Annotated in this window: 17 protein-coding genes, 1 riboswitch and 1 other annotated feature; of the genes, 4 read left to right on the top strand and 13 right to left on the bottom strand. The window is 28.9% G+C overall.

Translation table 11 applies throughout. The annotated features are described in order from the left end of the window. Nucleotides 1–11 precede the first annotated feature (11 nt). Nucleotides 12–713 (bottom strand): ABC transporter ATP-binding protein, encoded by a 702-nt coding sequence (locus O212_RS0104175; protein WP_024613903.1) that lies wholly within the window; start codon nucleotides 711–713, stop codon nucleotides 12–14. A gap of 134 nt (nucleotides 714–847) precedes the next feature. Here O212_RS0104175 and O212_RS0104170 point away from each other — a divergent pair, with 134 nt between their 5' ends. Together O212_RS0104170 and O212_RS0104165 are read left to right on the top strand one after the other, a co-directional pair. Continuing rightward, nucleotides 848–1,399 carry a TetR/AcrR family transcriptional regulator gene (locus O212_RS0104170; RefSeq protein ID WP_024613902.1) on the top strand — a complete coding sequence of 184 codons (552 nt, stop codon included), beginning with the start codon at nucleotides 848–850 and terminating at the stop codon, nucleotides 1,397–1,399. Nucleotides 1,400–1,580: 181 nt separating this feature from the next. After that, nucleotides 1,581–3,239 carry a glutamine--tRNA ligase/YqeY domain fusion protein gene (locus tag O212_RS0104165; RefSeq protein ID WP_024613901.1) on the top strand — a complete coding sequence of 553 codons (1,659 nt, stop codon included), beginning with the start codon at nucleotides 1,581–1,583 and terminating at the stop codon, nucleotides 3,237–3,239. Between the two features lie 131 nt (nucleotides 3,240–3,370). Here the strand turns inward: O212_RS0104165 and gltX are convergent, their stop codons facing one another. The 5 genes from gltX to O212_RS0104140 form a co-directional block, all read right to left on the bottom strand. Further along, nucleotides 3,371–5,029: a glutamate--tRNA ligase gene (gene gltX / locus O212_RS0104160; RefSeq protein WP_024613900.1), complete on the bottom strand. Its 1,659-nt coding sequence runs from the start codon at nucleotides 5,027–5,029 to the stop codon at nucleotides 3,371–3,373. Between the two features lie 59 nt (nucleotides 5,030–5,088). Continuing rightward, nucleotides 5,089–5,297 (bottom strand) — a binding site (T-box leader). A 459-nt stretch (nucleotides 5,298–5,756) separates the two neighbouring features. After that, the gene (locus tag O212_RS0104155) at nucleotides 5,757–6,473 is read right to left on the bottom strand and encodes a pseudouridine synthase (protein ID WP_024613899.1); all 717 of its coding nucleotides are present in this window, start codon (nucleotides 6,471–6,473) and stop codon (nucleotides 5,757–5,759) included. Between the two features lie 184 nt (nucleotides 6,474–6,657). Further along, nucleotides 6,658–8,661 carry a triple tyrosine motif-containing protein gene (locus O212_RS0104150; RefSeq protein ID WP_024613898.1) on the bottom strand — a complete coding sequence of 668 codons (2,004 nt, stop codon included), beginning with the start codon at nucleotides 8,659–8,661 and terminating at the stop codon, nucleotides 6,658–6,660. A 156-nt stretch (nucleotides 8,662–8,817) separates the two neighbouring features. After that, nucleotides 8,818–9,261, bottom strand: a complete 444-nt coding sequence (locus O212_RS0104145) for a YaiI/YqxD family protein (RefSeq protein WP_029699165.1) — start codon at nucleotides 9,259–9,261, stop codon at nucleotides 8,818–8,820. A 3-nt stretch (nucleotides 9,262–9,264) separates the two neighbouring features. After that, nucleotides 9,265–10,617: a glucose-6-phosphate isomerase gene (locus O212_RS0104140; protein ID WP_024613897.1), complete on the bottom strand. Its 1,353-nt coding sequence runs from the start codon at nucleotides 10,615–10,617 to the stop codon at nucleotides 9,265–9,267. 336 nt (nucleotides 10,618–10,953) lie between these two features. Here O212_RS0104140 and O212_RS0104135 point away from each other — a divergent pair, with 336 nt between their 5' ends. Continuing rightward, nucleotides 10,954–11,817, top strand: a complete 864-nt coding sequence (locus O212_RS0104135; RefSeq protein ID WP_024613896.1) for a 5'-nucleotidase, lipoprotein e(P4) family — start codon at nucleotides 10,954–10,956, stop codon at nucleotides 11,815–11,817. 99 nt (nucleotides 11,818–11,916) lie between these two features. On the opposite strand, the gene O212_RS0104130 is transcribed toward O212_RS0104135, so the two are convergent. The 6 genes from O212_RS0104130 to O212_RS0104105 all read right to left on the bottom strand — a co-directional run bounded on the left by O212_RS0104130 (nucleotide 11,917) and on the right by O212_RS0104105 (nucleotide 20,221). Further along, nucleotides 11,917–12,714: an SDR family oxidoreductase gene (locus O212_RS0104130; protein ID WP_024613895.1), complete on the bottom strand. Its 798-nt coding sequence runs from the start codon at nucleotides 12,712–12,714 to the stop codon at nucleotides 11,917–11,919. Between the two features lie 304 nt (nucleotides 12,715–13,018). Further along, on the bottom strand, nucleotides 13,019–14,551 hold the full coding sequence (gene guaA, locus O212_RS0104125) for a glutamine-hydrolyzing GMP synthase (protein ID WP_024613894.1): 1,533 nt from the start codon (nucleotides 14,549–14,551) through the stop codon (nucleotides 13,019–13,021). Between the two features lie 206 nt (nucleotides 14,552–14,757). Further along, the gene (gene guaB / locus O212_RS0104120) at nucleotides 14,758–16,212 is read right to left on the bottom strand and encodes an IMP dehydrogenase (RefSeq protein ID WP_024613893.1); all 1,455 of its coding nucleotides are present in this window, start codon (nucleotides 16,210–16,212) and stop codon (nucleotides 14,758–14,760) included. 114 nt (nucleotides 16,213–16,326) lie between these two features. Continuing rightward, a riboswitch (purine riboswitch) is annotated at nucleotides 16,327–16,424 on the bottom strand. A 173-nt stretch (nucleotides 16,425–16,597) separates the two neighbouring features. Next, nucleotides 16,598–18,223: a chaperonin GroEL gene (gene groL, locus O212_RS0104115; protein WP_024613892.1), complete on the bottom strand. Its 1,626-nt coding sequence runs from the start codon at nucleotides 18,221–18,223 to the stop codon at nucleotides 16,598–16,600. 12 nt (nucleotides 18,224–18,235) lie between these two features. Continuing rightward, on the bottom strand, nucleotides 18,236–18,520 hold the full coding sequence (groES, locus tag O212_RS0104110; protein WP_024613891.1) for a co-chaperone GroES: 285 nt from the start codon (nucleotides 18,518–18,520) through the stop codon (nucleotides 18,236–18,238). Between the two features lie 207 nt (nucleotides 18,521–18,727). Continuing rightward, nucleotides 18,728–20,221 carry a 4Fe-4S dicluster domain-containing protein gene (locus O212_RS0104105; RefSeq protein ID WP_024613890.1) on the bottom strand — a complete coding sequence of 498 codons (1,494 nt, stop codon included), beginning with the start codon at nucleotides 20,219–20,221 and terminating at the stop codon, nucleotides 18,728–18,730. A gap of 172 nt (nucleotides 20,222–20,393) precedes the next feature. Here O212_RS0104105 and O212_RS0104100 point away from each other — a divergent pair, with 172 nt between their 5' ends. Then, nucleotides 20,394–20,687 (top strand): HNH endonuclease, encoded by a 294-nt coding sequence (locus tag O212_RS0104100; RefSeq protein ID WP_029699164.1) that lies wholly within the window; start codon nucleotides 20,394–20,396, stop codon nucleotides 20,685–20,687. Between the two features lie 51 nt (nucleotides 20,688–20,738). On the opposite strand, the gene O212_RS0104095 is transcribed toward O212_RS0104100, so the two are convergent. Continuing rightward, the gene (locus O212_RS0104095; RefSeq protein WP_024613888.1) at nucleotides 20,739–21,638 is read right to left on the bottom strand and encodes a DNA glycosylase; all 900 of its coding nucleotides are present in this window, start codon (nucleotides 21,636–21,638) and stop codon (nucleotides 20,739–20,741) included. Between the last annotated feature and the right edge of the window lie 13 nt (nucleotides 21,639–21,651).

The following is a 21,651-nucleotide window of genomic DNA, read 5'->3' as shown; positions in this document are numbered from 1 at the left end:
CTTATCTCCTTTTACCACTCTATTTCATCAATAGACTTTGGATTTTTATTTATTTTAATATCTCTTACTTTTGCATCATTAATATGTATTACTCTATCAGCTATTGGTGCTAATGCTGAATTATGAGTTATAACTATTACTGTGGTACCAGTATTTTTACAAGTATCTTGTAATAACTTTAATACTTGTCTCCCAGTTTCATAATCTAATGCTCCAGTAGGTTCATCACATAATAAAAGTTTTGGATTTTTAGCTAATGCTCTTGCAATTGCAACTCTTTGTTGCTCACCACCTGATAATTGTGACGGAAAGTTATCCATACGATGTCCTAATCCAACATCTTTAAGAACCTTATCAACATCTAATGCATTTTTAGAAATTTGAGTTGCAAGTTCAACATTTTCTCTAGTTGTTAAGTTTGGAACTAAATTATAAAATTGAAATACAAAACCTATATCATCACGTCTATACTTTGTAAGTTCTTTTGAATTAAATTTTGCAATATCAACACCATCAACTAATACCTGTCCTTCATCTGGCGAATCCATTCCTCCTAATATATTTAAAACTGTTGACTTACCAGCTCCACTAGGTCCTAATATTATTGCAAATTCACCTTTTTCAATAGAAAAATTTATTCCATTATTGGCCACTATAACGTTATCACCCATTTTATAACGTCTATGTTCATTTATAATATCTACATAACTCACGATTATTCACCCTTTCATTATTTGAAAGTCTTTTATGACTCACTTGTGTCATTTTATTTTTAATATTATAATACTTATCAAATAAATACAATAGTATTAAAGTAAATTACACATAAGGGAGTGTTTGTGTCATTATGTATAAAATTCAAACTAATTCATTAGCTATAAAATCTCAAAATTGGATAGCTAATGCTTTATTAAAACTAATGGAATCTCATCCATACAAAGATATTACTGTAACACAAATATGTGAAGAAGCTAATTTAGTTAGAAAAACTTTTTATAGGAACTTTGATAGTAAAGAAGATATTTTACACTTTATATTAGATAATCTGTTTAATGATTTTCAAAAAGATAAAGATTTTAATGAATTATATCCTAAAGAAATAATCTATTTATATTATAGTTATTGGAGTGAGCATAAAAGATTATTAAAATTAATTTATGAAAATAATTTATTTTTTCTAGTACATAAAAAATATATAAATTATACTGAATCTTTTATATCTTTACTTCCTGATGCAAAAATCCAGTTACTTGAAGATAATAAATTAAGTCCTTATTTCTTTAATTTTATAGCAAGCAGTATGAGTTCTATTTTAGAGTTATGGATAAAAAGAGATTTTAAAGAATCTGTTGATGCTATAACTGAATTGACACAATATTTATTATGTTCTAAGTTATAAAAATATATTTTTATACATATAATATTCTTTTATGTAATTCATATGTTACAAAGGAAAAGTTATACTTTATTTTTTCACTATATTGGATTAAAATTAAAGGTAATTGTATAATATATAGACATAAATTAGAGGTTGTTTTTAATGGCCCTATTTAAAATATAATTGCAGGAGGGTAATCTTTATGTCAAATGATACGAATTCATCTAACTTCATTAGAAATATAATTATTGAAGATTTAGAGAGCGGTAAACATGATTCTATAATTACTAGATTTCCACCAGAACCAAATGGCTATCTACATATAGGTCATGCAAAATCTATTCTTTTAAACTTCGGTCTTGGTGCTGAATTTAAAGGAAGAACTAATTTAAGATTTGATGACACAAATCCGGTTAAAGAAGATACAGAATATGTTGAATCAATAAAGGAAGATGTTCAGTGGCTTGGATGTCAATGGAACGAACTTCACTTTGCTTCAAACTATTTTGATGAAATGTATAAAAGAGCTATTCTTTTAATAAATAAAGGTTTAGCATATGTTTGTGACTTAACACCTGAAGAAATGAAGGAATATAGAGGAACATTAACAGAGCCTGGAAAAGAAAGCCCTTATAGAAATAGAAGCATTTCTGAAAACCTTGAATTGTTTGAAAGAATGAGAAAAGGTGAATTTAAAGATGGAGAGAAAGTTTTAAGAGCAAAAATTGATATGGCTTCTCCTAACATGAATATGAGAGATCCAATCATTTATAGAATAGCTCATGCATCTCACCATAATACTGGAGACAAATGGTGCATATACCCAATGTACGATTTTGCTCATCCACTTGAAGATGCTATTGAAGGTATAACTCATTCAATATGTACTTTAGAATTTGCAGATCACAGACCTTTATATGATTGGTTCGTAAAAGAATGTGAAATGGAAAGCGTACCTCAGCAAATAGAGTTTGCAAGACTTAATATGACTAATACTGTTATGAGTAAAAGAAAACTTAAACAATTAGTTGATGAAAATATAGTTGATGGATGGGATGATCCAAGAATGCCAACTATATCAGGTCTTAGAAGAAGAGGATATACTCCAGATTCTATAAGAAATTTCTGTCAAGCAATTGGTGTTGCTAAAAACAATTCAATTGTTGATGCTCAAATGCTTGATTACTTCTTAAGAGAAGATCTTCAAACTAAGGCTCCAACTGCAATGGCAGTTACAAAACCACTTAAAGTTATTATAACTAACTACCCAGAAGGTAAAACTGAAATGTTACCTATTCCAAATAATCCAAAGAATCCAGAGCTTGGAACTAGAGAAGTTCCTTTCTCAAGAGAAATATATGTTGAACAAGACGACTTCATGGAAGTTCCAGTAAAGAAATACTTTAGATTGTTCCCTGGAAACGAAGTTAGACTTATGGGAGCATACTTTATAACATGTAATGATGTAATAAAAGATGCTGAAGGAAATGTTGTAGAACTTCATTGTACTTATGATCCAGAAACTAAGAGCGGATCAGGATTTACTGGAAGAAAAGTTAAAGGTACAATTCACTGGGTTGATGCAAAACATGCTTTACCTTGTGAATTTAGATTATATGAACCTTTAATATTAGATGATGCTCCTGAAAATGAAGGTAAGCATTTCTTAGAACAAATAAATCCAAACTCATTAGAAGTTTTAGAAGGATTTATAGAACCAGTTGCTGTTAAGGATGCAAAGAATCTTGATAAATTCCAAATGGTTAGAAATGGATTCTTCTCAGTAGATAAAAACTCTACAGATGATAAATTAATCTTTAATAGAATCGTTCCTTTAAAGAGTTCATTTAAATTAAAGTAATATTAAAATAAAAAACAGTGGAATTAAAGCCACTGTTTTTTATTTATTTTAATTACTTTCAAACTATATAATTTAAAACTTCATTAAAGATAAAAGAGATGCTTTTAATAAAAGCATCTCTTTTCTATCTATTAAAGATTAATAAACTTATTAAATCTTTCTCTAACTTTATCTTCACCCATTATTTGCATTATAGTATAAAGATCAGGAGTATTAGTTCTATGAGTAAGTGCTGCTCTTACTGCACCAGCTACATCAGAAACCATTCCTTTAAAGTTTTCTGGGTTTTTCTTATATTCTTTTCTATTTGTTGCATATCCAAGTTCTACTGCTAATGCTTTAAGCTCTTCAAACCAAGTTTCTTGATCTGTATCAAAGTTATATACTTTAGCATAGCTTTCTATTATACTTTTTGCATCTTCTAAGTTTAATGTTTTTGGAAGTTCAACATCTTCTGCTGTTTCATTATCAAATAATTCATCAAAGAAGTAGAATATTTTTTCTTTAACTTCATTCCATTTTCCAAAGTCTTTTCTTGGCTTTGGACCTTCTTTATCTATATTAAATACTTCTTTCATCATAGCTTCATTTGAAGTTACAAGATTATACATTTCTTTATCAAAATCTTTTGCCCAAGTTATATAATAATCATAAACTACTGGTGCTTTCATTTTACATATAACATTTTTGCTTACATCATGAAGCTTAACTATATCAAATAAAGCTCCTGATTTACTCATTTTATCTAATTCAACTTTAAAATCATGGTAATCAGCATCTGGATTTTCTGATCTCCAATCTTCAAAGCTTGAATTTATTATATTTAAAAGATATTCAATAACTGATACTGCTGGATATCCTTCTTCTCTATAATAACTTACAGCACTTTCTGGGTCTTTTCTCTTTGAAAGTTTTCTTTTTGATCCATTTTCTGATTTCATTATTGTTGGAACATGAGCATAGTTTGGTCTTTCAAAACCTAATACATCAAATAATTGAAGATGTATAGGAAGTGATGATAACCATTCTTCTCCTCTTATAACATCTGTAGTATGCATTAAAGCATCATCTATAGCATGTGCAAAGTGATAAGTTGGTAATCCATCAGATTTAATTATAACTATATCTTGAACATTTTCTGGGAATGATATATCACCTTTTATTAAATCATGGAATTCTATTCTATTATCTTCTTTTCCTGGTGACTTTAATCTTAATATGTACTCTTCCCCAGCTTCTATTTTCTTTATAGCTTCTTCTACTGGAAGATTTCTATATACAGCATATTCTCCATAATATCCTGGAGTTATTTTTTCATCCATTTGTTTTTCTCTTATTTCATTTAATTCTTCTGGTGTACAGAAACATGGATAAGCTAATCCTTTTAAAAGTAATTCTTTAGCAAAAGCATGATATATTTCTCTTCTTTGACTTTGTCTATATGGGCCATATTCTCCCTTTGAAGTTTCTTCTCCTGTCATTCCTTCATCAAAATCCATTCCGAAGTTATGCATAGTTTGTATAGTATCTTCTATTGCACCTTCAACTTCTCTCTTTTGGTCTGTATCCTCTATTCTTAAATAGAAAATACCTTCACTTTGATGTGCAAGTCTTTCATTTATAAGAGCTGCATAAACTCCTCCAATATGTTGGAATCCTGTTGGACTTGGAGCATATCTTACTACCTTAGCTCCCTCTTTTAAGTTTCTTTTTGGATACTTTTCCAAGTAATATTCTGGAGTTTTTAGTTCATTTTTAAATATTAAATTTGCTAATGTTTCTCTGCTCATTTTTACATCACCTTTCAAAATTTATTTTCTATATATTAAAAAAAGCCTTCTCCTCCTAAAATTAGGACGAAAAGACTATAACTTCACGCGGTACCACCTAAATTAGCTTAAATTAAATTTAAACTCACTCATTTCTCTGTAATGGGAGAACCCAAAATTAATATGCTCCAAAGCTTCTTTCTATGATTTTACTTATTAAGCTCACACCAAAATACTTAACTCTCTGAAAAGCAAATATTCATATACTCTTCTTCTTCAACGCACTTTAAATTATTTAATTAATATATAAATCTATGTCTTATTCTAGCTTCTCTAATTATACAGTTATTGAATACTATTGTAAACACATCAAAATTTATTCTATTATAATTTTTGAATAAGTGCCTTTAATTATTCAAATTTAAAATGCAATTTTAATTTCATAATATATTAAAAATGATTTTTTTATTGCATATAATTATGAATCAATAACTTCATTTATAAAAAACAATCAATAATGTAATTATTTACAATTATTCTTTTTTTATACAAAAAAAGACGCAACCATTGGGGCTCGGTTGCGTCTTAGCAATAAGCAATAAATAAAAAGGGGGCTATTTATTCCTTTTATTTATCCTCGCATTAGTATTATATGTTAACGCATTATAAAATGCAAGTAAATTTGATATTTTTATTTAATTATGACGTATATATGAATACTTTTCTTGCATATTAAAATTATTATTCGTTAAAAGCTTTTTAAATGTGCAATTTCTTCCTCTGTTAATTCTCTATATTCGCCTTCATTTAACTCATAATCTAATCCAATTCCACCAAATTCTATTCTTTGTAAATAAACAACATTTTTATCTACAGCTTCAAACATTCTTTTAACTTGATGGAATTTTCCTTCTTGAATTGTTATATTTACTTCTGATCCTTCATCTGTAGCACTTAAAATTTCAAGAGTAGCCTCTTTACACTTGTATCCGTCATCTAATGTTATTCCATTTTTAAATGCTTCTATATCTTTTTCTGTAACTTTTTTATCTATCTTTGCAAAATAAACTTTATCAACCTTCCATTTTGGTGATATTAATCTATGATTTAATTCACCATCATTAGTTAAAAATAATAATCCTACTGTATCTTTATCTAATCTACCAACTGGAAATGGTTCAAAAGCTTGATGTTCAACTTCTAATAAATCTATTACAGTTTCTTCTCTTGAATCATATGTAGCTGAAATAACTCCATCTGGTTTATTCATCATAAGGTATATAAATTCTCTATAGAAAATTTGCTCACCATTTATTTTTATAACTGATTTATCTGGATCAACTAACATAGAACTATCTTTTACTATTTCACCGTCAACTTCAATTACACCTTTTTTAGCAATTTTTTTTATTTCTTTTCTACTTCCGTATCCTAAATTTGAAATTATTTTATCTAATCTTTGCACTATAAAAAACACCTCTTATCCTTAAATTTAATTTTTTTATATTAAATATACTAATTCATTATTATGTATCTTTTAATTTAAACAATCTTTTTATACTTTTTAATTAAGTTCATCTTATTGTATTATTAATTCAATTAAAAAGCAATTCTTTGCATAAGAAAAAAGCCCCGAAAGGCTTTTTATGCTAAACAATAAATTCAATTTCACAATAATCTTCATAATTAACTCTCTTATAAAAACTCTTTGCAAGAACCATTACTCTATATTTTCCCTTTGAAAATGGTATAAATGTATAATATCTTTTTTTACTATAACTTTGAGCTTTTACCCAATTTCCTCTTTCCATTACATAAAACTCATAGCATACATCTTTTCCACCGTTACTTTCAGCCCAAAAGTTAACTTCTTTATTTATCTTTATAGGCTCTTTATCTATTGTTATTTTAGTATCTGTAACAGGAGTTGCATCATAAATATAAATAGTTACTTCTTTTTTTGTATCAAAATCAGTTTCACATTTCACATTTTTAGCATACACTTCAAAAGTATATTTTCCTGAACATTTTGGTGTAATAGATAATTTTTTATCCTTAACAAAACCTGTTTCTTCAACTTCATGTCCATTTATTTTTGTAACAAAGTTAACTAATATATTTTTAGTATTTTGTACTACTGCTTCTATTTCAAAATTATCTCCAACTAAAAAAGTTTCTTTACATGGAAGTAATATATAATCTATAGTTCCAGGTAAATAATCTTTACCTTTAAAAAATAGGCTTGATTCAACATCATACTCATTTAAAGAATATTTATCTTTAACTCTAATACTTATTTCATATTCTCCCTTTTCTTTAGGAACATAATTAAACCAATTTGTTCTAGTAAAATCTCTTCTATCTATTTCAACTCCATCTTTTAAAATTACAAAAGAATATAAAAGTATGCTACCGCCTTCTGCTATAGCCCTAACATTTATAGGAGTATTTATAAGAACCTCTTTACGTTGATCTGATATTACATCAACAATTCTTATAGGTCTATCTCCTCTTTTGTCTATATCAAAAAGTATTGTTTTCTTTTCTTCATAATCACCTTCATATGAAATATCTTTAACATATAATGTTATTTTGTATGAACCCTTTTCTCTAGGATTCCAATAAAACTCTTTACTTCTTGTATAACAAGAATCTTCTGCTATTGGTCCATCAATAATATATCTATATACTAATTCTCTGCCACCTGATGCATCAACCTTAAAAGTTATATCTGTTCCTGAAACTTGAGGACTTTTTACATCAGCCTTAAAACTATTTATTCTTATAGCTTTATATGGCTTTACTTCATATACCATAACAGCTCTATCATCATATTCTTTATTTGAAAAAATATCTTTCATTAAACAAAGTAATTTGTATTCACCTTCTTCATTTTCTTGAAAGCTTACTATTCTTCTTGATGAATAATCTTGTACACATATAGACCTTCCATACTTGTCCATTTTTACAAACTTAAATAACAAAGGTCTTGCATCTTCACATGATGCTTTTACTTTAAATACAAGTTCCTCATTTAATAATAATTCATCTGTTAAGCATTTAAAATCTATTATTTCAACCTTGTTTTTCTCTTTAACACTAAACTTTATAGTTCTATAATCATCCACATTTTCTTTTGAATCTGGTCTCTTACATTCTATAAGTAATTCTTCTATGCCTTCTTTTGTTAAAGCATAAGATAACTTACAGTCTGTTGAATAATCTCTAACTGGCTCCCAACCATTGTCACCTTTTCTCCAAAATCTATAAAGTAATGTTCTTTCTTCAGAAATAACTTCTATATTAACTTTTTCTCCAATAAAATATTCTTCTTTTTCTAGTAAAATATCCCTAATCAATTTTTCTTCACCTATGCTCTTTCTTATAATATATGCCTCTTTTGCTAAAAATTCATATGGTTTTTTAGAACCCTTTCTCTTTCCTTGTACCATAACCATATAATTACCCTCTTTTTTCGGTGTCCATACACATGACTTTTTACTACTATTGAATTCTTTTATTGTATTCCATATTCCATCACTACCAATTAAAACTTTAAAATCGATAGCTTCCTCGAAGTCAACTCCTATTTCTATATTTTCTTTAGGTGCTTGAGGACTTCTTTTGCCAAATAAAATGTTCATAGATCCCATAAACTTCACCCCATACTAACCAATGTATTAACACATTATATTATAACCCATTTTTTACAAATAAAAATTCCATATTTCTCTAAATATATTATACAACATTATATTTAAACTATAAATAAAAAAGGCTTCAAGAAATAATTATATTTCCATTAGCCTTTAATTTTTTATGATATATTCTATTAAAGCTTTTAAATTTTTTATAAGCCTTTCTTCATCTTCTGAAGTTCTCTTTTTATGACCTTTAAGTCTTCCACCAGCTTTTCTAAACTTTTGCGCCATATACCTTTGCTCAAGCAACATATCTATATTGTCTTCAGTATATAATGTACCCTTTGGATTTATTACTTTGGCTCCTCTTCCTAAACACATAGATGCCACTCCATAATCTTGTGTTACTACAATATCATTAATTTTTGAATTATTAACAACATACATATCCACACTTTGAAATCCACTATCCACAACTATTACCTTAGAATAATCACTTCTTATAACATGATGTATATCAACAAAAATATTTACTTCTATAGCATATTCTTTTGCTAAATCTTCAATTTCGGAGATGCTTGGACAAGCATCTCCATCTATTATAATTTTCATATACTATTTTAATTTAGCTTCTAATTCAGCTTTCATATCTTCATATCCTGGTTTTCCAAGTAAAGCAAACATGTTTTTCTTGTATGCTTCAACTCCAGGTTGGTTAAATGGATTTACACCTAAAAGGTATCCACTAATTCCACATGCTTTTTCAAAGAAGTAAACTAATTGACCAAAGTAATAAGGAGTTAATTCTGGTACATTAAGAACCATATTTGGAACTCCACCATCATTATGAGCTAATAGTGTTCCTTCGAAAGCTTTTTGATTTACGAAGTTCATATCTTTTCCTGCTAAGAAGTTTAATCCATCTATGTTATCTTCTGTAGCTTCAATGATAACTGATTCTTCTGCTTTTTCTACATGAAGAACTGTTTCAAACATATTTCTTCTACCTTCTTGGATAAATTGTCCCATTGAGTGAAGGTCAGTTGAGAAATCAACAGCAGCTGGGAATATTCCCTTGTTATCTTTTCCTTCTGATTCTCCGTATAATTGTTTCCACCATTCATTGAAGTAATGAACTGATGGTTCATAGTTAACTAATATTTCAATTTCTTTACCTTTGTTGTATAAAGCATTTCTTGCTGCTGCATATTTGTAACAGTCATTTTCTTTAACTGAAGGATTTGAATATAATTCTCTAGCATCAGCTGCACCCTTCATCATTTCTGCTATATCAACTCCAGCTGCTGCTATTGGAAGTAATCCAACTGCAGTTAAAACTGAGAATCTTCCACCAACATCATCAGGAATTACAAAAGTTTCATATCCTTCTGCATCTGCTAATGATTTAAGAGCTCCCTTTGAAGCATCTGTAGTTGCATAAATTCTTTTCTTAGCTTCTTCTTTTCCATATTTCTTTTCAAGAAGATCTTTGAATATTCTAAATGCTATTGCAGGCTCAGTTGTAGTACCTGATTTTGATATTACGTTAACTGATATTTCTTTTCCTTCTACAGCTTTTAATAATTGATTCATATATGTTGCACTTATATTATTTCCAACGTAGAATATTTGTGGAGCTTTTCTTTCTTCTCTTGGTAATACATTATAGAAGTTATTTGTAAGCATTTCTATTGCTGCTCTAGCTCCTAAGTATGATCCACCAATTCCTATAACTATAAGAACTTCTGAAGTTTCTTGAATTCTTTTTGCTGCTTCTTGAATTCTTGCAAATTCTACTTTATCGTAATTTACAGGTAAATCAATCCATCCTAAAAAGTCATTTCCTGCTCCAGTTCCTTCATGTAATTTCTTATGAGCTGATTGTACTAAATCATCCATGAAGTCAATTTCTTCCATATTTAAATATGGAGCTGCTTTTGATAAATCTAATGATAGTGCTTTAGTCATAATCGAGTCCTCCTTATTTGTGTAACTAATATTATTAAGACATAGTTTATCTTATGCATTACACTATATATTTTAAACGGATAATTCATTTTCATTAAAAAAATACTTTACTTTATTAATGAAAATGTTATCTAGTTATATTTTACTACATATAAACTTCTTATAAAAGCATAATATTTACAATAAAATTCATGTAAACATTTAAATTTTTGTATAATTTCACAAATTTAAAAACAAAATTTTTTCTTTATTAACATGCGATTAATATCGCTACTATATTTAGGAAATATAATTAATTTGAAATTATTTTCAGTTTAAATATAGGGGGGAATTTTTATGAAAAAAACTAAAATTACTACAATTGTTTTATCTCTAATAGTTGGAGTAGGAGTAGGAACAGGTGCAACTTATTTAGTTGACTCAGAAGTACATTCAAAAGAAACAACTAAAATAGAACAAAAAACTCAAGATAACGCAACTCAAAACCTAGTTAATGAAAACGTATTAGCAGTTGACTGGCAACAAAATTCTGGTGAAGTAAATGCTTTAAGATATGAAGCCTATAATTCTGCTAAATCATATGTGGATAAACTTTCTAAAGAAAAAAGTAAAAAGCCTTATGCTGTCACTTTAGACATTGATGAAACTATTCTTGATAACTCTCCTCATGCTGGATATGAAATAAAGCATGGTGAAGTTTATACTCCACAAAATTTTCATGAGTGGATTGAAAAAGCTGATGCTAAAGCTATAGCTGGCTCTAAAGAATTTACTGCTTATGCAAAAAGTAAAGGATTTGAAGTTTTCTATGTATCCAATAGAGATGAAAAAACTGAAATGGCTGCTACAATTAAAAATATGAAAAATTTAGGTTTTGTAAATTCTGACAAAGAACATATACTTTTAAAAACAGATACAAATAAAAAGCAAGGAAGATGGGACAAAATTAAAGATAAATATAACCTTGCCATGTATTGTGGAGATAACTTAGGTGATTTCCCAAATGGATATGATGGAAAGTCTAACGAAGAAAGACGTGCAATTGTTGAAAAAGAAAAAGCTTTCTTTGGTACTAAATATATAATGTTACCAAACTCATCTTATGGAGATTTTGAAGGTGCACTTTATAATTACAATTATAAAAAATCATCATCTGAAAAAATTCAAGATAGATTAAATGCAATTAATTCTTTTAAATAATCATTATTAATTTTTAATTTATTCTAAACTTATAATAAAAAATAAAAGCTACTTACATTTTTATTGTAAGTAGCTTTTTAATTTAATAAAAACAATATTTTATCTTTTATTTTTCATTTGAATCATGTCTCCATATACAGGAGTTGGCATACCAAACCCACCAGAAACATCAACTATTTGTCCTGTAGTAAATGCTGAATCATCACTTGCAAAATATAATACAGTTCCTGCAATTTCTTCTGGTTTTCCCATTCTCCTAATTGGAGTATGCTTTAAGAAAAACTCCTTAAACTCATCAGTTAAATTATCATTTACTGCATCTGTTGCTGTCATTCCAGGTAATACTGCATTGCAACGAATATTATCCCTAGCACATTGTACAGCAATTAATTTTGTTAAATAATTAATTGAAGCTTTACTTGTTCCATAGGCAATTTGTGAAATATCTGGACGTAATCCTCCAATAGAAGATATGTTTATAATACTTCCACCACCATTTGAAGCCATATGTGGTATAACAGCTTGAGCAGTCATAAACACACTTGCAAGATTCATATCAATAGTTGATATAAAATCTTCGTAATTTGTATGTTTAATATCCAAATCCTTTTTAGGATTTGAAGTTCCAAAGTTGTTAACTAAAATATCAATTTTTCCTTCTTTTTTAATAACTTCATCTACCATAGAAACATAAGTTTCTTTTTCAAAAGCATCATTATAAACAACCTTTACATTAAAACCTTTATCATTTAATTCCTTTGCTCTATCATTAGCACGTTCTAGGTTCCTTGCTGCCATATAAACAGTTGCTCCTTCTTCTGCAAAACGTTTTACACAAGCAAGACCAATTCCTCTTGTTGACGCGGTAATTAATGCAACTTTATTTTTTAATCTCATATTATCCCTTCTTCTACATAATATATTTTTTAACTAATAAACCCTATAATTTCATTATAATAAAATAACAATAAAAAACTAGTATTATTTAATTAATATTATTAAATATATACTACATTTTTCATTACTATATTCATATATAATTATTAATAATATTTTTATTTTCTTTTATGCTTTAAAGTTTATAATTCATTTTATATCTTTTATAAATATTTATAACAAAAAGGTATCTATAAAATTATAGATACCTTTTTAGAAACTGATATTTATTTTTAGAGGTTATACCATAACCTATTTAAACATTCTATTCCCACTCAATAGTTGCTGGTGGTTTTGAAGTTATATCATAAACAATTCTGTTTACTCCTTTAACTTCATTTACAATTCTTCTTGATACTAAGTCTAATAATTCATATGGTATTCTTGCCCATTCTGAAGTCATAGCATCACTTGAAGTAACAGCTCTAAGTGCTATTGTATGACAGTAAGTTCTTTCATCTCCCATAACTCCAACTGATTTTATATTTGGAAGACATGCGAAGTATTGCCATATAGCTTCATCAAGATTTGCATTAGCTATTTCTTCTCTGAAAATTGCATCTGCTTCTCTTACTATTTCAAGTTTTTCTTCTGTTATATCACCAAGAACTCTAATTGCAAGTCCTGGACCTGGGAATGGCTGTCTCCATACTAATTTGTGAGGAATTCCAAGCTCTTCTCCAACAGCTCTAACTTCATCTTTAAATAATTCTCTTAAAGGCTCAATTAAATCAAATTCCATATCTTCTGGAAGTCCTCCAACATTGTGGTGTGATTTAATTACTGCTGAAGTATCTGTTCCACTTTCAACTATATCTGGATAAATTGTTCCTTGAACTAAGTAGTCAATATCTCCAACTTTTTTAGCTTCTTCTTCAAATACTCTAATGAATTCTTCTCCAATAATCTTTCTCTTAGTTTCTGGATCTGAAACTCCTTTAAGTTTTCCTAAGAATCTATCTTGAGCATTAACTCTTATAATGTTCATATCAAATTCTTTCTTAAATACTCTTTCAACTGTATCCCCTTCATCTTTTCTTAAAAGACCGTGGTCTACAAATATACAAGTTAAATTATGTCCTATAGCTTTATGAACTAACATTGCTGCAACTGATGAATCAACTCCACCTGATAATGCACATAAAACTTTTTTATCTCCAACTAACTCTTTTATTTCTTTTATTTTATCTTCTGCAAATGAAGCCATTGTCCAAAGACTTTCTAACCCACAAATTTCATGTAAGAAATTTTGAAGCATTTTTTGTCCAAATGGAGTATGTTCAACTTCTGGATGGAATTGAACTCCATAAAAATTTTTTTCTTCATTTTCCATGGCTGCAATTGGACAAACTTCTGTATGTGCTATTACTTTGAATCCTTTTGGTGCTTCACTTATATAATCTGTATGACTCATCCAGCAAATATCTTTTTCACTTATTCCATTAAATAATCTTGATGAATTATCTAGGTTTATTTCTGTTTTTCCGTATTCTCTAACTGGAGCTGTTGATACTTTTCCACCTAAAGTATGAGCCATAAGCTGATCTCCATAACATATTCCAAGTACAGGAACTCCTAATTCAAATATTTCCTCTGAAACTCTTGGAGCACCATCTCCATATACACTATTTGGTCCACCAGTAAATATTATTCCCTTAGGATTTTTTTCTTTTATTTTTTCAATTGTATAATTATATTGTATTATTTCGCAATAAACTCCACATTCTCTTACTCTTCTTGCTATTAGCTGATTATATTGTCCGCCAAAATCAACAACTAAAACTAAATCTTTCTTCATGTGCTCCTCCTAGATACTTTTTTAATTTTTCTATATTATGTGTTTTTTATAAATAAATTATATCATATTAATAGAGAAAACTCTCCATTAATGCGAACATTTATTAAAGTTTTTAAATTATTTTTCGAGTATTCTATTGTTTATATAAACTCCCGTGTCTTTATTACCGCTTATAAAAACCCCTATTTTTAATATTTATATTGTTTCTATTTAGAAATACTATAATTCGGTGCTTCTTTTGTCATGTTTATATCATGTGGATGACTTTCTCTAAGTCCCGCTGATGTTTGAACAACAAAAGTTGCTGTTTCATATAAAGTATTTAAGTCTTTTGATCCTAAATATCCCATTCCAGCTCTTATTCCTCCAAGCATTTGGAATATTGTATCAGCAACAAATCCCTTATAAGCTACTCTACCTTCAATTCCTTCTGGAACTAATTTTTTATTTCCTGATTGGAAATATCTATCTTTTGATCCACAAGCCATAGCTCCAAGTGATCCCATTCCTCTATAAACTTTATAGCTTCTTCCTTGATATATTTCTACTTCACCTGGTGCTTCATCACATCCAGCAAATAATGATCCCATCATTGCTGCACAAGCTCCTGCAGCTAACGCTTTAACTATATCTCCTGAATACTTTATTCCACCATCTGCAATTACTGATACTCCATGTCTTTTTGCTACTTCAACACAATCCATAACAGCTGTAAGTTGAGGTACTCCAACCCCTGCAACAACTCTTGTTGTACATATTGATCCAGGTCCTATACCAACCTTAACACAATCTGCTCCAGCCTTTATTAAATCTTCTGTAGCTTCTGGTGTAGCAACATTTCCTGCTATAATTTGAAGTTCTGGATATTTTTCTTTAACTCTTCTTACACCTTCTAATACGCCTCTTGAGTGTCCATGAGCTGTATCAATAGTTATTACATCTACTTTAGCTTTAACTAAAGCATCTACTCTATCCATCATATCTGCCGTAACACCAACAGCTGCACCACATAATAATCTTCCTTGGCTATCCTTTGCTGCATTTGGGAATATTTTTGCTTTTTCTATATCTTTAATTGTAATAAGTCCTTTTAAATTACCTTCTTCATCAACTAGGGGAAGTTTTTCTATTTTATGTTTCTTTAAAAGTTCTTTTGCTTCATCTATTGTTGTTCCTTCTTTTGCTGTAATTAAATCTTCTGAAGTCATAACATCTTTTATTTTTTTTGAATAATCTTCTTCAAATGTTATATCTCTATTTGTAAGAATTCCAACTAGTTTTCCGTCAACTGTTATTGGAACTCCTGATATTCTGTATTGACTCATTAATTCTTCAGCATCTTCAAGTGTATGTTCTGGTGATAAAAAGATTGGATCTGTTATTACTCCATTTTCTTGTCTTTTTACCTTATCAACTTCTTTAGCTTGAGCTTCAATACTCATGTTTTTGTGAACTATTCCGATTCCACCTTCTCTAGCCATTGCTATTGCCATCTTTGACTCAGTTACTGTATCCATACTAGCACTTAATAATGGTATATTTAATGTAATCTTCTTTGTTAAATTTGTCTTTAGTGATACTTCGTTTGGTAACACCTCTGATTTATTTGGAACTAATAATACATCATCAAAAGTGTATGCTTGTTTTAATATTCTAGCCATATTTATTGCCTCCCCATTTAACTTTTACTAATTTTATGTATAAAAAAAACACATTAACTTCCTTAAGTGAAGTTAATATGCCACATTTAGTTAGTATAAATAAATATACTAACATGGTATATTAAATCCACTCATAGTCGGAAATTTAAGGTTCCCGGTAGATACTCCCTGCCATATTCAGGGTATATACGAGTTTTATTTGCGCTTTCTAGTTTTAAATTAAACTTATTATAAATTACATTTTTTCTAAAGTCAATAAGCTATTTATAATAAAATAATTCCTACTTCAACTCAAAACATATACACAAGAGTGTTATTCTTTAATTTTTTCTTTAAATAAAAAGGTATAACTTTTAAAGTTATACCTTTTTTAATAATTTATTTTTTAATACATTCCATCCATTCCCATTCCACCTGGTGCTCCTACTGGCTCCTCTTTTTGTGGAATATCAACTACAGCTGCTTCTGTTGTTAAGAATGTTGAAGCTACTGAAGCTGCATTTTGAAGTGCTGATCTTGTAACCTTAGTTGGGTCAACTATACCAGCTTTAATCATTTCTTTATATTCTCCTCTTAATGCATCATATCCAATTCCAACTTCGCTATTTCTAACTTTATCTATTATTACTGAACCTTCAACACCAGCATTAGTTGCAATTTGTCTCATTGGTTCTTCAAGTGATCTTACTATTATATCAATACCAACTTTAGTATCATAAACATCTGATGTTAATTCAGCTACTTTATTTAATACATTAACATAAGCAGTACCACCACCTGCAACTATACCTTCTTCAACAGCTGCTTTTGTTGCATTTAAAGCATCTTCTATTCTAAGCTTTCTTTCTTTTAATTCTGTTTCAGTTGCTGCTCCAACTTTAATTACAGCTACACCACCAGCTAATTTTGCAAGTCTTTCTTGTAATTTTTCTTTATCAAATTCTGAAGTTGTTTCTTCAAGTTGAGCTCTTATTTGATTAACTCTTGCTTTTATTTCCTTTGAGTTACCTTTTCCATTTACTATTGTAGTATTATCTTTAGTAACCTTAATACTTTCTGCTTCTCCTAGCATATCTACAGTTACTTCTTTTAAATCTCTTCCAAGTTCTTCTGAAATAACTTCTCCACCTGTAAGAATAGCTATATCTTGTAGCATTTCTTTTCTTCTGTCTCCAAAACCTGGTGCTTTAACTGCTACACAAGTAAATGTTCCTCTTAATTTATTAACTACTAATGTAGCCATAGCTTCGCCTTCTATATCTTCAGCTATAATTAAAAGTTTTCTTCCATTTTGAACTATTTGTTCTAATATAGGAAGTATTTCTTGTATGTTTGTAATTTTCTTATCTGTAATTAAAACATATGGATTATCAAGAACTGCTTCCATCTTTTCTGTATCAGTAACCATGTATGCTGATACATATCCTCTATCAAATTGCATACCTTCAACAACATTTAATTCTGTTCCCATTGATTTTGATTCTTCAACAGTTATAACTCCCTCGTTGCCTACTTTTTCCATAGCATCAGCAATAAGTGTTCCTATTGTTTCATCTGCTGCTGATATAGCTGCAACTCTTGCAATATCTTCTTTTCCATCTACAGGCTTTGAAATTGCTTTTATTTCTGAAACTGCTTTTTCAACAGCCATATTAATTCCTGTTCTTATAAGCATTGGGTTAGCCCCTGCTGTTACATTTTTCAATCCTTCTCTTATAATTGCTTGAGCTAAAAGTGTAGCTGTTGTAGTTCCGTCTCCAGCTACATCATTAGTTTTTGTAGCAACTTCTTTTACAAGTTGTGCACCCATGTTTTCATATGGATCTTCAAGTTCAATTTCTCTAGCTATTGAAACACCATCATTAGTTATAAGAGGTGATCCAAACTTTTTATCTAAAACTACATTTCTTCCTTTTGGTCCAAGTGTTACTTTAACAGTATCCGCTAATTTATCAACACCTCTTTGCATTGATCTTCTTGACTCTTCTCCAAATTTTATCATCTTAGCCATAAAATATCCCTCCTATTCAACTACTGCAAGTATATCGTCTTGCTTTAAAATTATATATTCTTCTCCATCTAACTTAACTTCTGTTCCTGCATATTTTGAGTAAAGTACTTTATCTCCAACCTTTACTTCCATATCAACCCTTTTTCCATCACAAATAGCTCCAGGACCAACTGCAATAACTTCAGCTTCTTGTGGTCTTTCTTTAGCAGCACCTGTTAAAACTATTCCACTCTTTGTTTTTTCTTCTGCTTCTAGTCTTTTTATAACAACTCTATCTCCTAATGGTTTTATAGCCATTAAAAACCCTCCTTTTAATTTAAATTATTTTTTATTAGCACTCTTACCTCTTGAGTGCTAATTCTAATAATATAATATATTTTATATGAAAGAAATTCAAATTCTACTTGAAATATTTTTATCCAAATTTTATTATTTATTCTTCATTATATCTATTTAATTTTATTTTACTCTAATTTTCTTTAAATTTCATAATTTTATAAATAGTTACTTCCTATTTAAATTTATATTTTCAAATTCATTTATTGTATCATTATCTATAATTGATTTTTTACAACCAGAACTATTTAATTTATTAAATATAGTTTTAGCTCTAATAGATGGTACAATTGTCCCTGCTCCATTTATACATCCACCTTCACACATCATACCTTCAATGAAATTTCCATTTAATCTTCCTATTTTAGCCATAGCCATAGTCTTTTTAATTTCATTTCCGCCAGATACTTTTATAGGTTTAAAATCTATATCTATACGCTTATCTCTTATATAACTTTCTATTGATGCAGTAAGTCCACCATGGGCTCCAAATCCCCTACCAAATATAGAAGCATCGCATACTTCATCCTCTTCACACTCCCAAGGATTAATATCAAATGCATCAAATAAAGCTATAAGTTCTTCAAAAGTTAATACATAGTCTATAGCATCCTTAACCCCTTCTTTTACTGCTTCACTTTTTTTAGCAGTGCACGGTCCTATGAATACAACTTTCGCATCTTTTTCTCTATTTTTTATTAATCTTCCCGTAGCAATCATAGGTGATACAGTATTTGATATATTTTCTTTTTGATCTCCATAAAGCTTTTCTATATATTTTAAAAATGCAGGACAACAAGAGTTAGTCATATAATTTTTGCCTTCATCCATTCTTTCTTTAAACTCAGCACATTCATGAATTGTAACCCCATCCGCTCCACAAGCAGCTTCTATCATATCAGTAAATCCTAATTTTTTTATAGCATTTTTTATTTGCCCATAAGTTATTTTAGGACCAAATTGTCCAGTAATTGCAGGTGCAACTACTGCATACATTTTTCTTTTTTTTGCAAGTCTTTTTGCAACTGGAACTATTAAGCTTTTATCTGATATAGCTCCAAAAGGACATGCTTGCATACATGAACCACAATTTACGCATAATTCTTCCTTTATAGTGGCTTTTCTATCTTCTCCCATCATAGTTACTGCTCCAGTTGGACAAGCTTTCCTACAAGGCCTCATAACCTCTGATACAGCATCATAAGGACATGCTTTTTTACACATTCCACATTCTTTACAAAGTTCCTGATTTATATATGCCCTTCCACCTATAACTGTTATTGCCCCAAAATTACAAGCTTCTTTACATTTGTGAGCTATACAATTTCTGCATGAATCTGTAATATTGTATTTATTTATTGGACATCTATCACAAGCTGCCTCAATTACATATATTATTTGTTCATCAGGTCTTATATCAATAAGCTCAACATCTTCTAAGTCACCATTAGCAAGAAATCCTGCCGCAAGCTTTGCTCTTTCATGAACTATAGCTCGTTCTTTATATACACAGCATCTATAAAGGGCTTTGTCTCCCTTTATAATTTTATAAGGAACCTTTTCTATTTCTTCTTTAGTTAACATATCTTCCTTTGCAAGTATAGCTACTTCAGTTAATACTTTATGTTTTAAATTATTTAATTGAGTTTCAAATTGAAACATAACTTAACCCCCAAATTATTATTGCTATAATATTTTACCATATTTTGTAAATTAAATAAATAGTATTTTTCTTTTGCTTCTAATATCTTCTTTTGATTAGAATAATTTTTATTGATATAATAAAATTAAAGATATTAGTATAACTTTCTTTATAAAAGGGGGTATTTATTTGATAAGTAGATTAACTTGTGAACTATGTGATAGAATAGTTCCAGAATTAACAGAACATCATCTAATACCTAAGGAAAAGGGAGGCAAACATCTAGACACAGCCATGCTTTGTACTATGTGTCATAAACAAATACATGCTCTATATACAAATAGAGAGCTTGCAGCAAGACTTTTCTCAATTACTAGGCTTAGAGATGATGAAAATATTAAGAAGTATCTTAATTTCATAGTTAAAATTCCTGGGGATACAGTAATTCCAATAAAAAAATGTAAAAATAAAAGAAAACGTGCTTAACGTTACAATATAAAAAGGACTAATCAATTTATGATTAGTCCTTTTAACTTACTAATCTATTTTTATATTGTTCTCTCTTGCATAATAGAAAAGATATTGTTGTGCAAATCCTGATAAATTCTTAAACTTATCTCTTGCAAATATTCTTATTTTATTTAAAGAACCTTCTTCTGCATTATAAAAATGCATCATTGCTCTCTTAACCCAAACATCAACTGGGAAAGCTGAATATTTACTCATTGAAAATAACATTATACAATCAGCTACTTTTGCTCCTACCCCTTTAAATTCTTGAAGAGCAGTATGGCAATCATCATCAGCTAATGATGTTATTCTATCTAAATTATATATACCTTCATTATTTTCTAAGTCTTCATTTATTCTAGCAACAGTATCAACAATATATTTACTTCTAAATGAAGCTCCTGTTTCTCTTATTTCATCTTCTGTAGCATCCTTTAACATTTGTGGAGTTGGAAAAGTATAAAAAACTTCTCCATTGTATTCAACCTTTTCTCCCCATCTTTCACTTATTTTCTTTATAGTCTTTTTAATTGAAGGAATACTATTTCTAGCTGATATTATAAAACTTATTACAAGTTCAAATGGATCTTGGTTTAAAAGTCTTATTCCATAACCAAAATCTACTGATTTTTTTAATATTTCATCTTTTGAAAGTTCTTCTTTTATTTTGCTATAATCTCTTTCTAAGTCAAAATATGTAAACCATATATTATCAAAATCTTCTTTATTTGAATTTAAAATAGTAACTTTATCCCCATCTTGCACTACTTCTATAACTCTTCCGTAAGCTATTACTATGTAATCAAGTTCTGATTTTTTTTCCCATCTAAAACATTGTCCACACTCTAATATTTGTTTTATATTAAAATTTTTAACTCCTTCTAATATAACTTTGTTATCTTCAAAAATTACTTCTTTAACATCCATATTATGATCTCCT

Origin of the sequence: Clostridium sp. Ade.TY (assembly GCF_000498355.1) — a bacterium.
In the GTDB taxonomy this organism is placed as follows: Bacteria; Bacillota; Clostridia; order Clostridiales; family Clostridiaceae; genus Clostridium.
The sequence above is the reverse complement of the archived record's forward strand: the minus strand, read 5'-3'. Positions and strand labels throughout refer to the sequence as shown.

Coding starts and splice junctions, on each gene's coding strand:
- O212_RS0104170 (WP_024613902.1), top strand. CDS start 848: ATGTATAAAATTCAAACTAATTCATTAGCTATAAAATCTCAAAATTGG.
- O212_RS0104165 (WP_024613901.1), top strand. CDS start 1,581: ATGTCAAATGATACGAATTCATCTAACTTCATTAGAAATATAATTATT.
- gltX (WP_024613900.1), bottom strand. CDS start 5,029: ATGAGCAGAGAAACATTAGCAAATTTAATATTTAAAAATGAACTAAAA.
- O212_RS0104150 (WP_024613898.1), bottom strand. CDS start 8,661: ATGGGATCTATGAACATTTTATTTGGCAAAAGAAGTCCTCAAGCACCT.
- O212_RS0104145 (WP_029699165.1), bottom strand. CDS start 9,261: ATGAAAATTATAATAGATGGAGATGCTTGTCCAAGCATCTCCGAAATT.
- O212_RS0104140 (WP_024613897.1), bottom strand. CDS start 10,617: ATGACTAAAGCACTATCATTAGATTTATCAAAAGCAGCTCCATATTTA.
- O212_RS0104135 (WP_024613896.1), top strand. CDS start 10,954: ATGAAAAAAACTAAAATTACTACAATTGTTTTATCTCTAATAGTTGGA.
- O212_RS0104130 (WP_024613895.1), bottom strand. CDS start 12,714: ATGAGATTAAAAAATAAAGTTGCATTAATTACCGCGTCAACAAGAGGA.
- guaA (WP_024613894.1), bottom strand. CDS start 14,551: ATGAAGAAAGATTTAGTTTTAGTTGTTGATTTTGGCGGACAATATAAT.
- guaB (WP_024613893.1), bottom strand. CDS start 16,212: ATGGCTAGAATATTAAAACAAGCATACACTTTTGATGATGTATTATTA.
- groL (WP_024613892.1), bottom strand. CDS start 18,223: ATGGCTAAGATGATAAAATTTGGAGAAGAGTCAAGAAGATCAATGCAA.
- groES (WP_024613891.1), bottom strand. CDS start 18,520: ATGGCTATAAAACCATTAGGAGATAGAGTTGTTATAAAAAGACTAGAA.
- O212_RS0104105 (WP_024613890.1), bottom strand. CDS start 20,221: ATGTTTCAATTTGAAACTCAATTAAATAATTTAAAACATAAAGTATTA.
- O212_RS0104095 (WP_024613888.1), bottom strand. CDS start 21,638: ATGGATGTTAAAGAAGTAATTTTTGAAGATAACAAAGTTATATTAGAA.